This window comes from Pedobacter sp. NEAU-ZC8, assembly GCF_059278965.1.
On record NZ_JCAJXC010000018.1, the window covers coordinates 17,007 to 37,398 of the forward strand.

Genomic DNA, 20,392 nt, shown 5'->3' on the forward strand with positions numbered 1-20,392 from the left:
AAGACTTCTAATGAATAACCAAAAAAAGGCTTGGGAGCGATTATCATCGATCTTAGTTCAGCTTTTTATCTTGATCTTTATCGTCATCATTTTTCAGGGATGTAGTTCCAAAAAAACGAATCCAGAATATCTCATTGGCTTTTCGCAATGCACCGGGGCGGATCTCTGGCGTAAGACCATGTCTGCAGAAATGAAAATGGAGCTTTCGCTTCATCCTGGAGCTAAACTCATTTATACTGATGCAGACGGTGACAGTGATAAGCAGGTAGAACAGGTAAAATGGATGTTGAAACAAAACATTGATCTACTCATCATCTCACCGAATGAAGCACAGCCACTCACGCCTGTGGTCGAGCTGGCGTACAAGAAGGGTATCCCGGTGATCGTCATAGATCGTAAAACCGCTTCAAATGCCTATACCGCATATGTAGGTGCCGATAATTTCCAAATTGGAAAAACCGCTGCTGCCTATGTGGGCAGCGCACTGCATGGCGAAGGCAATATCATAGAAATCATGGGCCTACCGGGCTCATCTCCTGCCATTGAGCGACAACGAGGATTTTCAGAGGGCCTGAAGCAGTTTCCTGGCATTACCATCAAACATCAACTTTATGGGGATTGGTTGAAGCGGAATGCGGAACAACAACTAAAAAGTCTTAAAACCACCTTTATTGATATCGACGGTATCTTTGCTCACAATGATGTTATGGCAAGTGGGGCCAGAGAAGTCATAAAACAACTTAACCTTACCCGGCCGATAAAGGTATTTGGTATTGATGCGCTACCAGGTGCGGGTGGCGGACTGCAGCTGGTCTCCGACAAGGTTCTTGATGCAAGCTTACTCTATCCAACAGGAGGAAAAGAAGCCATTTCAACTGCTTTTAAGATCTTGAAAAAGGAACCTTTCGCCAAGGAAAACATCCTGCAATCGATCGTCATCGACTCCACTAACGTAGAATTGATGAAGCTACAAGGCGATAAAGTAAGGAGTCAGTATAGGGATATTGAACGCCAGCAGGTCTTGTTGGCAGAACAGGAGGTTCTATTCAGTAATCAGCAAACGGTGCTTAATATAACGGTGATCGCACTGGTCCTTGCGGTTGTATTCGGTGGCTTGGCCTTCTATTCGCTTTTAGAGAATAGGAAAATAAATAAAAGACTAAACCTGAAGAATGCGGAAATTCTAGATCAGCGAAATCAGTTGATCGAAATGTCTGCAAAGGCAGAACTTGCTACGGAGGCTAAACTTAACTTCTTTACAAACATATCCCATGAGTTCAGAACGCCATTAACACTCATCCTCTCACCACTCCAAGACCTATTGAATAATGAAAAAGTAAGGCACTTGGGCGGGACTAATCTAAACCACATTCACAAAAATGTTTATCGTCTGCTCCGATTGGTAAATCAGTTGATAACGTATAGGAAGATCGAATACGAAAATGTGAAAATACATGCAACACCGAATAACATCGTTGAATTCATCAGGGATATTCTGGAAAGCTTTAAATTCAATGCACAGCAGTTAAACATCAACTTGAAGTTTACAGCATCTCAGCAGGAAATTTTGGTGTGGTTTGATGCAAACATGTTGGACAAAGTCATATTTAACTTACTCTCTAATGCCTTTAAGTTTACGCCACGAAATGGAACAATCTCGGTATCTGTAGAAAGTAAAGACGAGTCCATTATGGTTAGGGTCCAGGACAATGGAATCGGCATGAGCAAAGAAGAGAGTGAACATATATTTGATCACTTCTATCAGGTAGACACCAATTCAACCAAGGGATCAGGCTTAGGCTTATCCTTATCGAAGGAAATTATGCAAATACACCATGGTAGTATCGAAGTTCAAAGTACCAAGCAGCATGGAACAACTTTCACCCTAACACTTTTAAGCGGATCTAGCCATTTTAGCGAGGCGGAAAAATCAAATGTTGAATTAAATAAAGCCGACCTAGGCGAAACCGCACGTATTTACACCTCTGAGATAGACTTACCATCACTTGAAATTACCTCTAATATTGAGCCTAGGGTGCACGATCAATCGATTCTGATTGTAGAGGACAATTTAGACTTGCTAAACTACCTGCAGGAAAGATTTAGTAAGCAGTACGAAATCTTCGCCGCGCATACCGGCACTGATGGCTTAGCTGCAGCCTATGAACATGTACCTGACCTGATCATCTCAGATGTTGTGATGCCAGGCATAACGGGTAAAGAACTAACACAAAAGCTGAAGTCAGACATACGAACCAGCCATATTCCAATTATTCTATTAACAGCCCGGGGTAGCAATGAACAACAAATACAAGGACTGGATAGTATGGCAGATGCCTATATTGTGAAACCATTCGACTCAGATGTGCTATTAGCCAAGGTCAACAATCTACTAAAAAACCGCGTGCTTCTGAAAGAGCATTATACCAGTGACGTAAGCACAGCTAAGCAGTCTCAGACCTACAATGCTCTAGATCGGAAGTTCGTGAATGATCTGGCGGCAATAGTGGCACAAAACCTCGCCAATGAGCACTTTAATGTTGATGATATTTGCAAAGAGATCGGGATTTCACGGGTACAACTATACCGTAAAGTAAAAGCGCTATTAAACTGTACAATTACAGAGTACATCTTAAGCAGAAGGTTGAAAAAGGCGAGATACCTTTTAATCAATGAAGGATATTCTATTTCCGAAATTACCTATATGGTAGGTTTCTCTACACCTAATTATTTCGCAACGGTTTTTAAAGGAAAGTACGAGTGCAGCCCTAGTGAATTCAAGAAAAAACACCAGGGGAAATAAACCTGGTTTGATGGACCTCAGACCTTGGGCTCCCAGCCTTTATGATATTCGCGTTTCCAAAGCTTCTGGGCATCCTTGTCGTTTTTAATGTGGCCATTGGCTGGATTCACATGGATATCGCGGCCCACACGCCAGGAGATATTCCCCAGCTGCATGGCAACGGTACTCTTATGTCCAATCTCCACGTCACAGTTAGGCTTTCTGTTTTTCCGGATGGCATCAAGGAAATCTACCATGTGCAGCGTATCGAGTCCTAGGCTCGGACTTGCCGTATTGCGGCCCGCCATCGCTTCAGTATTACCCTGCTGCTTTTCTTCACGGATGAGTTTACCGTTGAGGTCATAGATCTTGTATGCATCTTCTCCGGTGTCCAGACTACCCTTCTCGCCGTAGAAAATGATGCCACGGTCCAGCGTCTCCACTTTGCGGCCATTACGGCTTCTGCCTTCCCAGATGATGGTCCTTCCATCCGGATATTCGATGTTCACCACTTGCGTATCTGGGGTTTCCCAGTCGTCCTGGTAGGCGAAGCGTCCTCCGCTGGAGCTTATACGTACCGGGTAATCCACCCCCAAGCCCCAACGGGCCACGTCGACCTCGTGGGTACCATTGTTCAGCGCTTCACCTGTACCCCAGTGCCAGAACCAGTGCCAGTCATAGTGGATTAGCCCTTCTTTGTAGGCCATGCGCGGCGCGGGGCCCTGCCAAAGGTCATAGTCCAGCCAGTCCGGTACACTTCCTGGTTTCAGCAGAGTCGTCTTTCGGGCATTAGTGTACCAGGTTTTGGCCAAATAGACCTTCCCGATCACACCTTCATGTAGCAATTGAATACCCTTGGTTAGTATAGGTGCAGAGCGGCGCTGCGCACCCATTTGCACCACGCGGTTATATTTCCTTGCTGCAGCAATTGCCAGCTCTCCTTCATGTGGATTATGGCTCAGCGGTTTTTCGACATACACATGTTTGCCGGCCTGGCAGCCCATGATCGTCAGCGGTGCATGCCAATGGTCTGGTGTAGCCGTATAAATGGCATCCACATGCTTATCTTCGAGCACCCTGCGCAGGTCAGCTTCAGTCTTGGGTTGCCCGCTATGTCCTGCCTTTGCGATGGTGTTCTGCACCTTGGCGAAAGTTCTTTTATCGACATCACAGATGGAAACAATCTGCGCATCCTTGAGCCTGGCGATGGTTCCGCTTACACTGTCGCCGCGGCCATTTAGTCCTATAACGGCGATATTTACCCGTTCATTGGCGCCCATGATGTTGCGGTAGCTCTTCGCACTAAAGCCTGTTGCCGTGCCTCCAAAAACCTGGTCGCCCACCGCAAGTGCAGCAGTTCCAATGCCCAATGTTCTGATGAAATGTCTTCTTGAATGCTCTTGCATAACTGAGGATTTTAAAATTGCCACCTACCAGAAATTCCAGCATACATGAGGTATTTTAACCAATGAAGGCTAAACCACTGGATTATATTTGGTTAGAAGGGATATTCAAGTTGTAAAGAAATCGGGTAAATAAGAAGACTGCGAGCCAATATTTCAATTTTGTTACGGTAGAACAGGTTTAGGGGTCAAGATCTCTAACATCGACAGAGACCTTAATTGGATCGACGATAAGGACCGTGTGATGACTGAAATACTTGACAACCAGGTTTATATTGGCTATGTTTGAGAACATTGAAACATTCAAGTGCACATATCACCCGAATCGTTGATGGCAACAATGCCCATACAGGCACTGCTATGCTTCAGCCGATCCATCAAAAGTCTGGGTTTGTGCTTACCAATCTGCTTTACAGCAAACGGTATATCTTTTCATCTTTTAAGGATTTCAACACTTCCGCCCGGGCCTAAAAACCGCAGGTCTGGGATTACAACATCCATTTCTTACAGTTAACAGCATCTTTCTTATCGGAGCAATCAGAGCATAATTCAGGCGAATTCAAGAGCCGGGTTAGGGCAGCTTGCTTGCGTCAGCGTGTTCGGAAATGGCGCGGAACAAAAACAACATGGAACAACCGGCAACACCGCTGGAACAAGTATCAAATTCTATTACATCTTAAAAGAAAATCATGAATACCACAGCAATAAAAACTGAAGAACAACAATCCATCATCCTTACCACTGGCATGTTCGACCTGTTAAAAGACCAGATCAGAAGGAAGAAACTTTCCAATTTAAATGAAGCTAACCTCATTGAACAACTGAAAAACGCCAAGCAGGTTTTACGAAAAGACCTGCCGGATAACGTTGTAGACATCAACAGAAAGGTTCGTCTGGCTGATGTGGAATCCGGTGAAACTTACAACTACAGTTTTGTGGCACCTGAAAAGGCCAAGCCGAAGCACAACACCACTTCTATCCTTTCACCAATCGGGCTAGCACTCATCGGCTATGCCGAAGGCACGGAACTTTCCTGGGAAATGGACAACGGCATCCGCCAGTACCGGATTGAAGCGGTAAGTTCATTAGAGAAGTAACGGCATTGTAATAACAGCTGGATGCTGCGGGGCATTTCCCCGCAGCATCTTAACTTTGAGCCAGATGACGGAACTCCTTGATGAAATCTTAAGCTGTACTTTCTGCGCAGGCGTGCTGCCACACCAGCCGAGACCCGTGATTCAGTTCGGCAAAAATGCAAAGATCCTTATCGTAGGTCAGGCTCCGGGACGACGGGTACATGAAACAGGCATCCCATGGAATGATCCGAGTGGCAATAAACTGCGCGACTGGCTCGGCGTTTCCAAGGACGAGTTCTACAACCCTGAACTTTTCTCCATCATCCCAATGGGATTTTGTTACCCTGGAAAAGGGAAATCCGGTGATCTGCCCCCGCTACCTGCCTGTGCCAGGCTATGGCATACCAGGCTTCTAGAAGCATTCGAAAGTAAGCCACTCAGCCTGCTCATCGGACAGTATGCACAACGGCACTACCTGAATACCAGATACAAAGGCAACCTGACAGAAACGGTTGCAAGCTATCCGGAATACTTACCTGCCTACTTTCCACTACCACACCCTTCTCCAAGAAACCAGAACTGGCTTAAAGTAAACCCTTGGTTTGCGGAAAGAGTGTTGCCGGAGCTGAAACAACAGGTCAGCACCTTGATTCACAAGTAATCAACCGCTTTTGCATTTAGCCCATCAGCCATTTCCGGAATGCCGCAGCAGGAGCAGATGTTACACTCCAATTATAAACTGAGCCTGCGAACTTCAATACAAAATGCAGACCTTTGCGGCAAAGAACAAGCTATGAATTGGATTATATTGGTTATTGCAGGTCTATTTGAAGTCGCCTTTGCTTCCTGCCTTGGGAAAGTAAAAGAAACCAGCGGCAGCGAAATGTACTGGTGGTTTGCAGGATTCTTGGTATCCCTGACCATAAGCATGACCTTATTGATCAAAGCGACAGAAACGCTTCCAATTGGCACCGCTTATGCCGTATGGACCGGCATCGGCGCTGTGGGTACAGCCATCATCGGCATTCTGGTGTTTAAAGACCCTGCCAGCTTCTGGCGCATTTTCTTTATCACTACCCTCATTGGTTCGGTAGTTGGGCTGAAATTTGTATCGCACTAGCCTGAAATTCTCCTATTTGATCTTTTCACGTTATAATATTCTTGTGCTTTGGTTGTAGAAAGTATAATAATCTACAAAGCCTAACATCTAGCCTCTTTATGTATACACTTTAAAATCAGCCAAATAGTTCATTTAAAAGATAAGTTTCAAATACTTTAAAAATAATTTAATAAGTATTTAACATTTAGTGCAAATACTTATTAAGTTTGATGTATTGAAACTGGGAATGAACGCCATAGAAGAAAAGAGCCAGCTGCTTAGAAATGAAATCATTAAGCAGCTCTACTACAAGCACCCCTTATCCTTAACTGAGATCAGCAAATTGACCAATAAAAGTCTGCCGCTGGTCACTAAAGTTGTGCAGCAACTCGTTGCTGAAGGCTACATCGTAGAACAGGGACTAGGGCCATCTACAGGCGGCAGAAGAGCTTCCTTATTTCTGCTGAATGCAGACAAGCAGAAGTTCATGGTCTCCGTAGCCATGGATCAGTTCATTACCCGGATGATGATCTGCGATCTCAAAAACACCAGCCGTTTTGAAATTTCCAGCCTGGAACTGCCACTGATGAATAATCCGGAGGCTACGGATCAACTGGCAAATTTCATTGCAAGCAAGCTTAAAACCTCTGGCATTCCTAAAGCACAACTTCTGGGTGTAGGCATTGGTATACCGGGCTTCGTAAACGCTGAGCTGGGCATCAGCCACTCCTACCTCCCAACCCGCGATGGCAGTCCTTTGGCAACCTACCTCGCTACGCAGCTGGAGTTGCCTGTTTTTCTTGATAACGACTCCAGCCTGATTGCATTGGCTGAACTGCGTTATGGTGCAGCCGTTGGAAAGCGTAACGTCATGGTGGCGAATATCGGCTGGGGTACCGGACTGGGTATGATTGTAAATGGCCAGCTCTACCGCGGCAGTAGTGGTTATGCAGGTGAATTCAGCCATATACCACTCTCCAAGTCAGACAACCTCTGCTCTTGTGGAAAACGGGGCTGCCTGGAGGTCGAAACTTCCCTTTCGGTCATGACCGAGCGTGCCACAGCAGCCATTGCCTCTGGTGCTGCAACCAGCATGCGCAAACTCGCAGAAGATAAAGGCAAAAACATAGAGCAGATCTTCCTGGAAGCAGCGAAGGAACACGACCCATTGGCGGTTTCCATCTTGTCTGAAGCGGCTTTCATGATCGGTAAAGGTCTAGCAACGCTCATCCATATTATGAATCCGGAGTGTATCGTATTAAGCGGTCGTGCTGCGGTAGCTGGCAAAGTGTTGCTGCCACCAATCCAGCAGGCACTCAACGAATTTTGTATCCCCAGGATTGCCAATCAAACAAACATCGTCCAATCTGAGCTTGCGGAGAATGCTGAACTGCTTGCCGCAGCGAGCCTGGTGATGGAAAATGTAGCTTTTAAATAAACAACAACATTCACCATAAAACCCCTCATTAACACAGCCACAATTAACAACTAAAACAAACCAGAAACAATTCACAAAACAATTAAACAGTAAACACCAATTTATTAATCCTTAGTACTTAGACTATGAAACAAATCTATGCCCGATGCTTAAGTATGTTATTGCTGACTTTGTTCACGATAGCCGCTTACGCACAAAATACCGTTACGGGTACGGTAAAGGACGCCAAGGGAGAAGCTATTCCTGCTGTCAGCATCTTAGTAAAAGGCAGCACCCAAGGTGTGAGCTCCGATGCTGAAGGAAAGTTTAGAATCGCCGCCGCACAAGGCAGCGTTTTAATTTTCCGCTACATTGGCTTTCAAACCCAGGAAGTAACTGTAGGCACCTCAAACACCATCAATGTGGTCCTTGCAGACGAAAGTAACAACCTCAATGAAGTTGTTGTTACGGCTTTGGGTATCCAGAGAGAGAAAAAATCTCTTGGTTACGCCGTACAAGAAGTAAAAGGTGAGTCGCTTGTAGAAGCACGTGAGCCAAACGTGGTGAACACCTTATCCGGAAAAGTATCCGGTTTACAGGTAACCCGTTCAAGCAATGGCCCTGCAGGATCATCTAAAATCACCTTGAGGGGTAACAACTCCCTAACCGGAGACAACCAGCCACTTATTGTGATTGACGGTGTACCGGTAAACAACTTCACTGGTGCAACAAACAACGATTACTACAATCCTTCGATTGACTACGGTAACGGACTTTCGGACATTAACTCTGAAGATATCGAAAGTGTATCTGTGCTTAAAGGCCCATCTGCATCTGCATTATATGGTTCAAGAGCAGGTAATGGTGTTATCTTAATTACGACCAAAAGTGGCCGTATTCAAAAAGGCCTGGGTATTGCGGTTTCTTCTACTTTCGGAATTGAAGATATCTTCACCCGTCCAAAAATGCAAAATGACTATGCTCAAGGAGATCAGAATGGATTCGATCCAATGTTGAGTACAAGTTGGGGACCAAAAATCACTGGTCAGACCGTTACCAACTGGAGAGGTGAGCAGGAAGTTCTAAGTGCGCATGATAACCTTGGCAACTATGCCGATCAGGGTTTCAGCTCTAACCAAAGTGTATCGCTTCAACAGCAATATAAATCAACGTCTGTTTATACTTCATTCAACCGTTTAGATGACAGAAGTATGATTCCAGGTGCTAAATTGCAGCGTACCAATTTACTTGCAAGAGCAATCAGCAAGTTCGGTGAAGACGACAAATGGACTGTAGACACTAAAGTGCAGTACAGCAACTCAGATGCGCAAAACAGACCTGCCAGCGGTGCAAACCCGAACAACGTTTTCGCAACCCTGTATCAGTTCCCAAGATCATTGGACATCCGTCAGTTAAATCCCGCGGTTGATCCAGTTACGAAACAGATGATCTGGTACAATACAGGACCAGCACTTAACCCATACTGGGCAAAAGATTACAACTTGAACCAGGATGTCCGTGATCGTTATTTATTAAATGGATCATTGAAATATCAGGTAAATAGCTGGTTAAATGCGGAAATTAAAGCAGGTGCAGATAAGTTCAGCACAACTACAGAAGGTAAATTATATGGAGGCAGCCCTTCAAACGCCGGTGGTTTGTACAGCTTAGGCAAACAAACCTTTACTGAAACCAACTTCAGCTTCTTGCTATCCGGACAAAAAGATAATTTGATTGATCGCCTAGGTGGTAACTTTACTATTGGTGGTAACTTGATGTCACAAAAAAACAGTGCATTAAATGGCAATTCAGGACAACTGAATGTACCAAACCTGTTCTCATTGAACAATGGTATCAACAACCCTACGGTTGAGCAACTTTACAATGAGAAACGCATTAATTCCCTGTATGGAACTTTAGGTGTAAACTGGGATGGTTATTTGTTCTTAGATGGAACATTCCGTAACGACTGGACCTCTACTTTACACCCAGATAACCGCTCTTTCTTTTATCCATCACTTAACCTATCCCTTGTTGTTACAGAGATGTTGTCCAAATTAGGTACAACGGTTCCTGAATGGATTACTTATGCGAAAATTAGAGGTTCTGCAGCTTCCGTAGGTAACGACTTGCCGCCATACCAGTTGTATAACACTTACAACATTGGTAAGGATCCAAATGGAAATACGACCGGTTCAAGGAATGAGATCCTTTTTGATCCTTACGTGAAAAATGAGTTGATCAAATCTTACGAGGCTGGTGCGGAATTACGTTTGTTCAAAAGCCGCTTAGGTTTAGACTTCTCCATCTATAAATCTAATGCAACTAACCAGTTGCTGAACTTACCATTGGATCCGCTTAGTGGTTACAGGTTTATGAAAATAAATAGCGGTGACATCCAGAATACGGGTATTGAAATCACCCTTGATGGACGCATACTAGAAAGTGAAAATGGCCTAAACTGGAACATGGGCGTTAACTTTTCCCGTAATAAGAACACCGTTGTGTCGATCAAAGACGATATTGAACTTTACCGTTTAGGAGGCTTTGATGACGTTGGAGTGTTTGCAAAAGCTGGTGCTAAGTATGGTGAAATCTATGGAAGTACATTCAGAAGAGTTGAAGATAATGCAAGTCCATTTTACGGGCAGCTTTTACTTGATGCGAATGGATTACCGCAGGTTGGAGATCAGAACGTGCGATTGGGTAACCAACAAGCTGATGCATTGCTTGGTATCACAAATACTTTCTCTTACAAAGGCTTTAACTTGTCGTTCTTAATCGATGGTCGTTTCGGTGGTAAGATCTTCTCTTCTACCTTAGCGCAAATGCAACGTAATGGTACTTCTGACAAAACCGTTGTAAACGGAATGCGTGACAATATCGTAACATCAGGTGCGATTTTAAACACAACTACCAACCAGTTCGAGCAAAACACAAAGGCTGTTACGCCACAACAATACTGGGCTGCAGTAGCAGGTGTAGGTAACTTGGGTATCACCGAAGCAAACTTATATGACGCTTCTAATATCCGCATCAGAAACATCAACCTTGCTTACAACTTTTCGCCTAAAATGCTGGAAAAAACATTTATTCAGCGTGCAAAACTGGGTGTTTCCTGTAACAACGTTTGGTTAATAACCAGCCACATGAATGGATTGGATCCAGAGTCCGTATTTGCAACCAACACCAATGCAACTGGATTTGAAAATGGTGCTGCACCAACAAGCCGTTCATTCTCCTTTAATTTAACATTAGGATTCTAATCTATCCACTAGAGATCATGAAACAAATCATAAAAAAATCATGTATGCTTGTTGCAGCAACCCTGGTGCTGGCATCATGCAAGAAATTTGAAGACATCAATGTAAATCCTGTTGCGGCGAATGATGAGCAGGCACAGGTAGAATACTTTATCAATGGCTCCATCATTGGAGCCCAAATGAACCCTGACGTAGCAGAACGCTCCTTTGTATTATACTGGAAAGCAGCAGGTCGTCAGATGTCGGAAGGTGGTACAATTACTGTAGGTAACTACAATGACCAGTGGACAGGCGCTTATTACGACCAGATTTCAAACTGGTTAAATTCAGCGAACACTGGTATTCAGTTGGCAGAAAAGCAAACCGCAGCAGGACTAGCAAAGCCACATATACCTAACCTGATACAGGTTGCACGTATCTGGAGAGCTTATCTAATGAGCGAAATGTCTGACAACTTTGGTCCAATCCCAGTGAATGCATTTAATGGTACCAACCCTGAGTTTAATGATGTTAAAACTGTTTACTACCACATCCTTGAAGAACTTGCAGATGCAAGCCAGAAACTTGACCTCGCGGTTAAAAATCCATCAGGTTTAGACAAGCAAGATCCTGCATATGGTTATGACTATGCAAAATGGCGTAAATATGCGAACTCGCTTCGCATGCGTTTAGCCATGCGCTTATCTGAGGTAGACCCAGCAAAAGCACAGTCTGAATTTGAAGCTGTAATGGCAACTGCAGGTGCTACCAATGATTTCATCACCAACATGAATGAGACTTTCCAGGTTCAGGAAAAGGATGGCTGGAGTGATCTAACCGGTGTAATGAGTCGTTCTTGGAATGCACAGCCTATCTCGGCAACCATCAACAACCTGATGATTGGATTGGGTGGAATTAAAAGTGCAGATCTACTTGATGCTAAATTCCAGCCTTTTATCAAGCCGGCAAACTGGCTTGGACAAAGCTACCCGAATCACTTCGCAACTAAAACCAATGCGCCAGGCGCAGGTTACTGGTTTAATGGACTACCAGAAATCATGGATCCACGTGCATACGTGCTATTTAGTATTCCAGGAGACGTGGAGAACCCTAATTTTCCAGATCAGAATGCGAACGACCTCATCACAGTCAGACCCCTTAGAAATGCAGCTGGAGAGGATATTAAATCCATCGACGCAAAGTATAGCTGGAACGCGAGGATTAATGGTGCTTGGGGCACTAAAACAGGTATGAACTTGGTTTATAATTTCGCCGGAGCAATGCCTCGTATCAACATGCAGTTCCGTACCAGCACCAACAAGCGTGTATTCTTTGGTCCTTGGGAAACTTACTTTCTGATCGCTGAAGCCGCAGTTCGTGGCTGGAACACACCAATGAGCGGACAGGCAGCTTATGAAACGGCTATTCAGAAAAGCTTCGAGCACAATGGTACCCAAGTTGGTTCTTACCTGACTTCAGAAAGCTATAACCGTGTGGGTACTTCTGTTGCATGGAACCATACCACAGAACCTACAAGCCGCATAATGGAGTTTGAAGACGGATTTACGGGTACCAAAGGATCTGCCACTGTAGCTTACCCTAAAAATGATCTTTATAAAAACGGAACCGTAAATAACGACCATTTAACCAAGATTATTACACAAAAATTCATCGCACAAACGCCGTGGTTACCCCTGGAAACCTGGAGTGATCATAGAAGAACAGGTTTACCTTTCTTTGAAAATCCAGCGATTGAAATTCCAATTCAAACATTGCCAGCGCTCACAGATGCGACTTACATGACCAGTAAAGTACAATTCTTCCCGCAGCGACTTAGATATCCATCTAACCTAAAGAACACCAATGCTGCCGGTTACGGACAAGCACTGTCTGATCTTGGCGGCAAGGATGAAGTTTTAACACCGTTATGGTGGGCGAAGAAATAATCAGCTTAATCTGATAATAAAAAGGGATGCCAAAAGCATCCCTTTTTTTATACCTTTTCATTTATACTATTCCACCCATTAATGGGTCACTAAAGCCAGCTGCACCGGTTTCTATCCGACCAGCAAATCGCTGCTGGTAATCCGGAAAACCTTCAACAGCTATACTGAAATCATACCAACGATGGCTCTTGCTCAGGTCCAGCACGGTTGAAGCACTACCACCTTTTAAATTCATCTTCTTTCCTGGCTGCTTATAGGCATGATCCGTAATGGTGATCGCGGCATTGAGCTTTCCATGGATCTTCAACACCACATTGCCGGATAGTTTTTTCGGGTCAAGCCTGTCCAGCTGACTTTCGCAGGCTACTTCCAGTTGAGGACTGTTGTGTCCGCCTTTGAAAACCCGGTAAAATCCATTGGGCCCATACACTTCCACATGGTACTGCTCCTTTTCAAACATTGATAACGGGTACTCGTCAATGACCCGGTCCCCGGCTTTTACGGCATAATGCCTGTTGTTCATCTTTGACCAGCGCTGTTTGCCTTCGTCAGATGGGCTACTTGTATTCCCCGGGAAATAGACGATGAATGCCGCACCGGCAGTCTGCCTGCCGAAAACCTCATTTATAGATGCGAATGTAAGTTCCAGCGTTTTGTTCAGTTGGTTATAGCGGGCATTTACCTCCAGTTGATAAGGCAATGCATTCGAAGGGCGTATCCCTTTTTCCTGCATCGGCACATGTTGAGTGTTGAACCCGGAAGGCAGTGCTTTGAACTTTGCATTATGGATACTTTGAATGAAAGCCTCTTTCTTCAGCGCTGCCGGCATTGCAGAGGGCTTATCATCCGCAACGCGGAAAACAGAACTCAGGTCCCCGCATACTGTCCGGCGCCAGTCGCTGATCTGCGGCTGTTCCACCTGCTTACCCGTTTTGGCAGATAAGAAATGTTCCAGAAACTGCAGGTTGGAGGTATGATCAAAAACCTGGGAGTTCACATATCCGCCCTTGGTCCATGGTGACACCACCAGCATTGGTACCCGAAATCCAAGTCCAATAGCACTTTCGCGCTTTTCCTTGAAGCCCCGCTGCTGCTCCTGCACCATAGAAACAAACTCTACGCGGGTATCCATACCTTCAGAAGCTTTGCCCGTTTCAGGCTTCCCGGTATGTGGTGGCAGGAACGGCGGCACATGATCAAAGTAGCCATCATTTTCATCATAGGTTAAAATGAAGATCGTCTTTTTAAAAACCTCTTCGTTTTTGGTGAGGATATCCAGCACCTCAGAAATGTACCAGGCGCCATACCAGGGTGCACCAGGATGATCCGAGAAGTTGCAAGGCGGCACCAACCAGGACACCGTTGGCAAGTTCCCTTCCGCAACATCCTTACGAAACTGGTAAAGCACATCCCCTTTCGGAATCTTCATGTTGCGTGCAACACCATCTTCCTCGTAAGGCATATCCACCAGCTTGTGGTAATCCGGATCATTCACATTGGTTACAAAAGCCTTTTGATGAATGCTTTTCTCCCTGGCAGATAATCCATTATAACGCGCCTGTGTCCAGATCTTCCGGTCCGCTAAAACCTTAACCAGGCTGGCTTCTTTCTTCTTCAGCAGCGCTGCTGCTTTCTCATCCTGCGCATTTTGCTTAAGCTGGCTTTTCAGCTTTTCAATCTCTTGCGGAAGGGTGTTAGCCTGTTGCTCCAGAAATGCCAGATGCTGTGGATGCAGCCGAACATTGAACTGCTTAAAAAATTCCAGATCATTATCGGTGAAGTTGGCTAACCAGTCGGCCTCCTCCCCTTCGAAGCCTACCGGAATGCTCAGCTCGTTCTGGTAGGTCTTCCAGGAGACACCAAGTTCTTCCAGCCGCTCCGGGAAGGTGGTCCAATGGATATCTTTATGGTCGATCTCGTCGTTCCAGACATGGGCTTTCGATTGTTCATCCTGCTCCGCGCGAATGGTGCCGCTCCAGAAGAACAATCGGTTGGGACTGGTACCGGTAAGCGAAGAACAGAAATGCTGATCGCAGACGGTAAATGCATCCGCCAATGCGTAGTAAAAGGGCAGATCTTCACGGTTATAGTAGCCCATGGTTAGCGGCATATCCGCAAAATCCCTGTTCCCGGATTTCTTTGCGTCAAGCCAATTGTCATTTTTACCAGCGTTTAGGGCATCCACCTGATTTTCCCAGGAGTGTGGTAGTGAACTCATCCAGGTCGATCTCGTATCTTTTAAGTTGAGCCGGAAAGGTGCGTATGTTTTTCCCGCAGCATTACTTTGCAGCCAAACCGGATTGTTGTTGACCAGCTTCATCGCTCTTGGGTCATTAAACCCGCGCACGCCTTTTAGAGTACCGAAACAATGGTCGAAAGACCGGTTCTCCTGCATCAGAAAGACCACATGTTCCGCATCCATATAGGTACTGCCCGCTTGAGCATCAATGGCCAGCGCTCGCTGAATTGCTTCCGGGAAAACGCTGAACAGGCCTGCTGCGCCACTAAGTAAACTTGCTTTTTTAAGGAATGCTCTTCTGCTATCGTTCATGAATCATTATCTTATTTGTCCCACCAAACACGCGTATTGATGTTGTCCGCACCTTGTCTGTTGACGGCGTCTTGCAGAGATTGTGGATTTTGTAGCTGCTCGTTCAAAGGATATTTTAACCGCCTTGGAATTCTTCCACCATTTTGATTATCAGGTCCGGCTTTCAATACTGGAAAACCTGTTCGTCGCCACTCGAACCAGTTTTCAAGACCCGTATAAAACAGAGAGATCCATTTTTGAGTCATGATCTGGTTCATGCCATCCGCTTCCGCGAAGCGAACACCTGGCCGGGATAGATAATCTGCTGGCATCGTTACAGCAAGATAAGCAAAAGCAGCCTGAATTCCGCCGTCGTAATAGGTCTGAGCAGAGCTTCCCACCGAAATCAGGTTTTTAAGACGTGCCTCTGCAAGCAAGAACTGTAGTTCATGAAAGCTCATAATGTACCCCTTTGCAACTTGAAGACCTGCTGGACTAATGGCATTTTCGTAATAGAAGCTGCCAATGCGGCTGATGTTGTTGGATCCACCATTGTAATTCAGTGCTTCCGTGTCATTCAATCCATTTGGCATACCTACATACTGCGGCTTACCTGCAGTTACTGATGCAGATGTGGGCCGGGCAAATATGGCCAAACGTGGATCATTAAAACTTTGTAGAACGTCACCAAAGGTTTTACTTAAACGGTATTCATCGAAGCCTCCTATACGGTTGGTATAGTTCGGAAATTGATTGGGGGCTTCAGCATAGTAGCTGTAATCAGCGTCATCGGCTGTGCTTACAAATACCGGGTTTTGCGCAGGATTCGATATGACTGCCTGCAAAGCTGCTGTAACGTCCTTTTTCGCCGACATTCTCATCAGGTATCTTACGCGTAGGCTGTTCGCAAGCTTTCTCCATTTCACAAGGTCTCCTTGATAAATTAAATCTCCTTTGATGGTTGATGTCGCAGTTGATAAAACGGTATTCGCTTCTTCTAAGTCTTTCAATATGCCTGTATAGATCTCTTCTTGCGAATCATACTTAGGCTTAAAGATTTCCACGTCAGCCGAGGTTGCTTCAGTATAGGGCACATCTCCGTAAGTATCGGTCAGCACTGAAAACATCCATGACTTCAGGATCAGTGCAACACCATTATACGCAGGTTGCCCAGACGAAACAGCGAGTTCAGAGAGCTTCTTAACATCCCTGAGGTAAGTATAGTAGGCGTTCCATACATTATCCTTATCATCCCATAAGTATCGATCATCATCTACAAACTGATATTTCGCTGTTTGCTGTACTACTAACGTCCCTATTCCCCAGGCTTCACCCAATTGGGTATTTATTGACGACCGGATGATAGAAGGTAATAGAAGATCTGGGGTGATGGTGGTAATTGCATTTGGATCCTGATTGATATTTTCAAAGTCCTTGCTACAGCTTCCGAGAAGGGCAAGGCAGATTGCTGCACTAAGTACAGATTTAAGTATGTTGTTTTTCATGTTAATGTAATTGGAGACTTAAAAATTAAATCTAAGGTTCATACCGATGGACCGTGTGGTCGGAATGGATGCCGATTCGACACCTGGAATGTACGTACCCCCATCCATTGCAATTTGTTCAGGATCAACATGCGGCACTTTGGTGTGTAGCCAAAGATTTCTGCCAACCAAAGAAATGGCCATGTTGGAAATCTTGTACTTTTTTAAGAAAGCTGAAGGGATGTTGTATCCGAGCGCAAGCTCTCGCAATTTAATAAATGAGGCATCAAACACCGCTGGCTCCGCTATTGATCTGCCATTTGTGAATGCGGAATTCCATGCTCTTGCTGTTAATACGACATCATTCGGGCGGAAGCTGCCATCAGCATTTTGAATCACCCCGGCACTTATCACACCATTTCCCGGCAAGGATAGATCATAGCCGTTTTCACGTCCATAAAGCGTTTCCTCAAGCTGACCGGCCTCTCTGCCTACAACCTGTGTAAGCGAATAAACTTTTCCGCCATGCCTGAAGTCGAACAGCACGCTAAGATTTACGCCCTTATACGTAAAAGTGTTACGAACTCCAGCAAGCCAGTCCGGATTGTAATTCCCCAGGCGTTCACGAGTGTCAGAAGCAAGTGGCCGTCCATTTTCATTATTGATAACCTGTCCAAAGTAAGGACTGGAGGGATCGCTCACCCTTTTGTAGACAAGTCCGTACATATCACCCATGCGGTTCCCAACGCGTGCCTCAATAGATATAGCATCTTTACTTGCCATTTGATAAACATTGATATCGTCTGTAAGCTTAACCACTTCACTATTATTCTTAGAAAAATTTAAATCCAGGTCCCAGCGGAAGTTGCTTTTTACTGGTGTTGAATTAACCGACAGCTCCACTCCGGAGTTCCTGATTTCTCCGGCATTAAGGATTTGAGTATCCCAACCACTTGCAATAGAAACAGGCACGTTATTTAGAATCTGGTTCTTAGTTACCATGTGATAATAACTGAAGTCAAAACCCAGTCTGTTGTTTAGGAATTTCCATTCCAAACCACCTTCCAGTGAGGTGCTGATTTCGGGCTTTATGTTGTAATTGCGCAGCACTCCGGAAGTACTGAATACCGGATTTCCAGCAATTGGGTTCTGCTTATTATAAGCTTGTGTAAAAGCATAAGGACTGGTGTCATTTCCACCTTTGGCTGCACTAAGACGCACCTTTGCAAAGTTTATCCATGCTGGCAAAGTAAACATCTCACTAACAAGAGCACTCAATGAGGCCGAAGGATAGAAATAAGAATTGTCAGTGATCCCAAGTGTTGCATTATTTACTGGTAAAGTAAGCGCACTGGACCAGTCATTTCGGGCAGTTATATCGAGATAGAGATAATCACGAAAAGCAATCTGACCAAAACCATAAAGACTGTTTACTTTCTTTCTTGGATTAAAAATCTCGGTTACCAGCGGAATCGAAGAATTGTTCAGGTTGTAAATACCTGGGGTAAGCAACTCTGTGGTGAAAGTGGAAATCTGATCATTATCGTTAATACGCATGTTTCCACCGGCATTTAATGATAGTCGAAAGTTTTCGGTTAATTTGTGATTTGTACTAATGAGAAAATCAAGATTGGTTTCGACATTCTCGATGCGCTCTTCACGGTAGGCACCTCTTGGGTATCGCTGTGTACTAAAAGCCCGCTGCCGCTCCCGGAGTTCATTTCCATAGTCGGTTCCTGCACGAAGTAGCAAATTCAACCATCCAGTTACATCGTATTTCAGTGCTACATTTCCAATTACCCGGTGTGAATGCTGAGAATTCGTATTCTCATTAAGGTTGAAATAAGGATTATCGTGATAATTGTAATTATAATTATACTGCTGTCTGTTCTCCATGCCACTCATCCAGTAGTTCTTAAGGGATTTTAGGTCTACCTGCTGGCCCATCCAGTTATTAAGCAAATAGATGATGTTCTCCGTACCATAACTAATGCTCGGCCTATTGTCACTATCGTTCAGAATGTAATTCACACCAGCCTTTACACTAAGTTTCGGTGTCAGTTTGTAATCAGAATTCAATGCAATGGTATTGCGCTTCAGATCCGTGTTGGGTACTATCCCAGTTTGATATAAATTCGTGTAAGAAAGTCTAAAGTTTCCTTTATCATTTGCCCCAGTTAGCGCTATATTATTATTCAAGGTAATGCCAGTTTCATAAAAATCCCGCAGGTCGAATTTATTGGTCCAGGTTGTAGGAATAATCTCACCACGAGCCGCCATGTTTGCTGCAGATCCTGGTGTTCCATCATTGATCAAATAAATATCGCCACCTCGAAAGCCATTAGTAGTAGGCGAATCAAATTGTGGGATAAGCTGCCCGTTGAAGGCCGGTCCCCAGCTTTCATCCACACCGTCCCTCAGTCCGGAGCCTAGTCCGTCAACAAATGCAAACTCACCATCATTCCCCTGTCCATATTTTTTTTGAAATTTCGGTAAGACCAAAGGAGATTCCATGCTAAAACCTGAGTTTACACTAACGCCTACACCTTTGGAGGCTTTACCACTCTTGGTGGTAATCAGTATAACGCCGTTCGCAGCCCTCGATCCGTATAATGCTGCCGCATTAGCACCTTTTAAAACGTTAACAGACTCCACATCATCGGGATTCACCAACGAAGCCCCATTTCCGTAATCAACTTCCTGGTAACTGTTACCAGAAGATCCATAATTTTCGTTACTGATCGGAATTCCATCAATTACATAAAGCGGCTGATTGTTATTGATGTTTAAAGATTTATCTCCCCGGATGGTTACTCGAGCTGAACCTCCCACGCCAGAGGGACTGGCCATTACAGTCAAACCTGCAATCTTACCCGCGAGTCCGCTGGAAAAGTTCGTTTCCCGTACTTTGTCGAGCTCATCACCTTTAATCTCCTGAGCAGCATATCCAAGCGATTTCTTTTCACGAGAAATGCCTAGTGCGGTAACGACAACTTCAGTTAACTGATTATCCTCTTCTCCAAGTGTAATCCTCACATTTTCTCTTCCATTCAAAGAAACTTCTTCAGTTTTATAACCAACATAGCTAACCAGAAGCACAACATTCTTATCGGAAACATTGAGCGTAAAACGTCCGTTTACATCTGTTACGGCACCACCGGTTCCACCTTTCACGCGGATAGAAACACCTGGTATAGGTTGGCCGTTTTTATCGCTTACCGTTCCGCTAACCTGCACCAGCCTCATATTGGATGATACTATCGAGGCGTTTAGCCGCATGGGGTGGGAACTTGCGGAGTTTGTTCCTGTGAGTAATAGTATTGGGATCATGCCCACATGAAGTATGGCATAGCAATTCATAAATGGTAGTTTTTTTTTCATTTATTTGATGTCTGAAAATGGTTTGGCTGTTT

11 protein-coding genes are annotated in these 20,392 nt (G+C 44.8%); 7 read left to right on the plus strand and 4 right to left on the minus strand.

All coding sequences use genetic code 11. The features are described from left to right. The first annotated feature begins 10 nt into the window (after nt 1-10). A complete protein-coding gene (locus AC5WJX_RS14235; protein ID WP_494485046.1) occupies nt 11-2,803 on the plus strand; it encodes a substrate-binding domain-containing protein in 2,793 nt (930 codons plus the stop codon). A gap of 17 nt (nt 2,804-2,820) precedes the next feature. On the opposite strand, the gene AC5WJX_RS14240 is transcribed toward AC5WJX_RS14235, so the two are convergent. Next, nucleotides 2,821-4,188, minus strand: a complete 1,368-nt coding sequence (locus AC5WJX_RS14240) for a Gfo/Idh/MocA family protein (protein ID WP_494485047.1) — start codon at nt 4,186-4,188, stop codon at nt 2,821-2,823. Between the two features lie 686 nt (nt 4,189-4,874). On the opposite strand from AC5WJX_RS14240, the gene AC5WJX_RS14245 reads away from it, so the two are divergent. The 6 genes from AC5WJX_RS14245 (at nt 4,875) to AC5WJX_RS14270 (ending at nt 12,965) form a co-directional block, all read left to right on the plus strand. After that, nucleotides 4,875-5,282: a GreA/GreB family elongation factor gene (locus AC5WJX_RS14245; protein WP_494485048.1), complete on the plus strand. Its 408-nt coding sequence runs from the start codon at nt 4,875-4,877 to the stop codon at nt 5,280-5,282. 64 nt (nt 5,283-5,346) lie between these two features. Next, nucleotides 5,347-5,922, plus strand: a complete 576-nt coding sequence (locus AC5WJX_RS14250) for a uracil-DNA glycosylase family protein (RefSeq protein ID WP_494485049.1) — start codon at nt 5,347-5,349, stop codon at nt 5,920-5,922. A gap of 132 nt (nt 5,923-6,054) precedes the next feature. Further along, the gene (locus tag AC5WJX_RS14255; RefSeq protein ID WP_440428164.1) at nt 6,055-6,381 is read left to right on the plus strand and encodes a DMT family transporter; all 327 of its coding nucleotides are present in this window, start codon (nt 6,055-6,057) and stop codon (nt 6,379-6,381) included. A 187-nt stretch (nt 6,382-6,568) separates the two neighbouring features. Next, the gene (locus AC5WJX_RS14260; protein WP_494485050.1) at nt 6,569-7,798 is read left to right on the plus strand and encodes an ROK family protein; all 1,230 of its coding nucleotides are present in this window, start codon (nt 6,569-6,571) and stop codon (nt 7,796-7,798) included. A gap of 125 nt (nt 7,799-7,923) precedes the next feature. After that, nucleotides 7,924-11,043: a SusC/RagA family TonB-linked outer membrane protein gene (locus AC5WJX_RS14265; protein WP_494485051.1), complete on the plus strand. Its 3,120-nt coding sequence runs from the start codon at nt 7,924-7,926 to the stop codon at nt 11,041-11,043. A 17-nt stretch (nt 11,044-11,060) separates the two neighbouring features. Beyond that, on the plus strand, nt 11,061-12,965 hold the full coding sequence (locus AC5WJX_RS14270; RefSeq protein ID WP_494485052.1) for a SusD/RagB family nutrient-binding outer membrane lipoprotein: 1,905 nt from the start codon (nt 11,061-11,063) through the stop codon (nt 12,963-12,965). Between the two features lie 61 nt (nt 12,966-13,026). Here the strand turns inward: AC5WJX_RS14270 and AC5WJX_RS14275 are convergent, their stop codons facing one another. Genes AC5WJX_RS14275 through AC5WJX_RS14285 form a run of 3 tightly spaced genes read right to left on the minus strand, consistent with a single transcriptional unit; the run spans nt 13,027 to nt 20,360 of the window. After that, entirely contained in the window at nt 13,027-15,516 is a 2,490-nt protein-coding gene (locus AC5WJX_RS14275; RefSeq protein WP_494485053.1) for a phosphocholine-specific phospholipase C, read from the minus strand. 11 nt (nt 15,517-15,527) lie between these two features. Beyond that, on the minus strand, nt 15,528-17,000 hold the full coding sequence (locus tag AC5WJX_RS14280) for a SusD/RagB family nutrient-binding outer membrane lipoprotein (protein ID WP_494485054.1): 1,473 nt from the start codon (nt 16,998-17,000) through the stop codon (nt 15,528-15,530). 18 nt (nt 17,001-17,018) lie between these two features. Continuing rightward, nucleotides 17,019-20,360, minus strand: a complete 3,342-nt coding sequence (locus tag AC5WJX_RS14285) for a SusC/RagA family TonB-linked outer membrane protein (RefSeq protein WP_494485055.1) — start codon at nt 20,358-20,360, stop codon at nt 17,019-17,021. Nucleotides 20,361-20,392 lie beyond the last annotated feature (32 nt).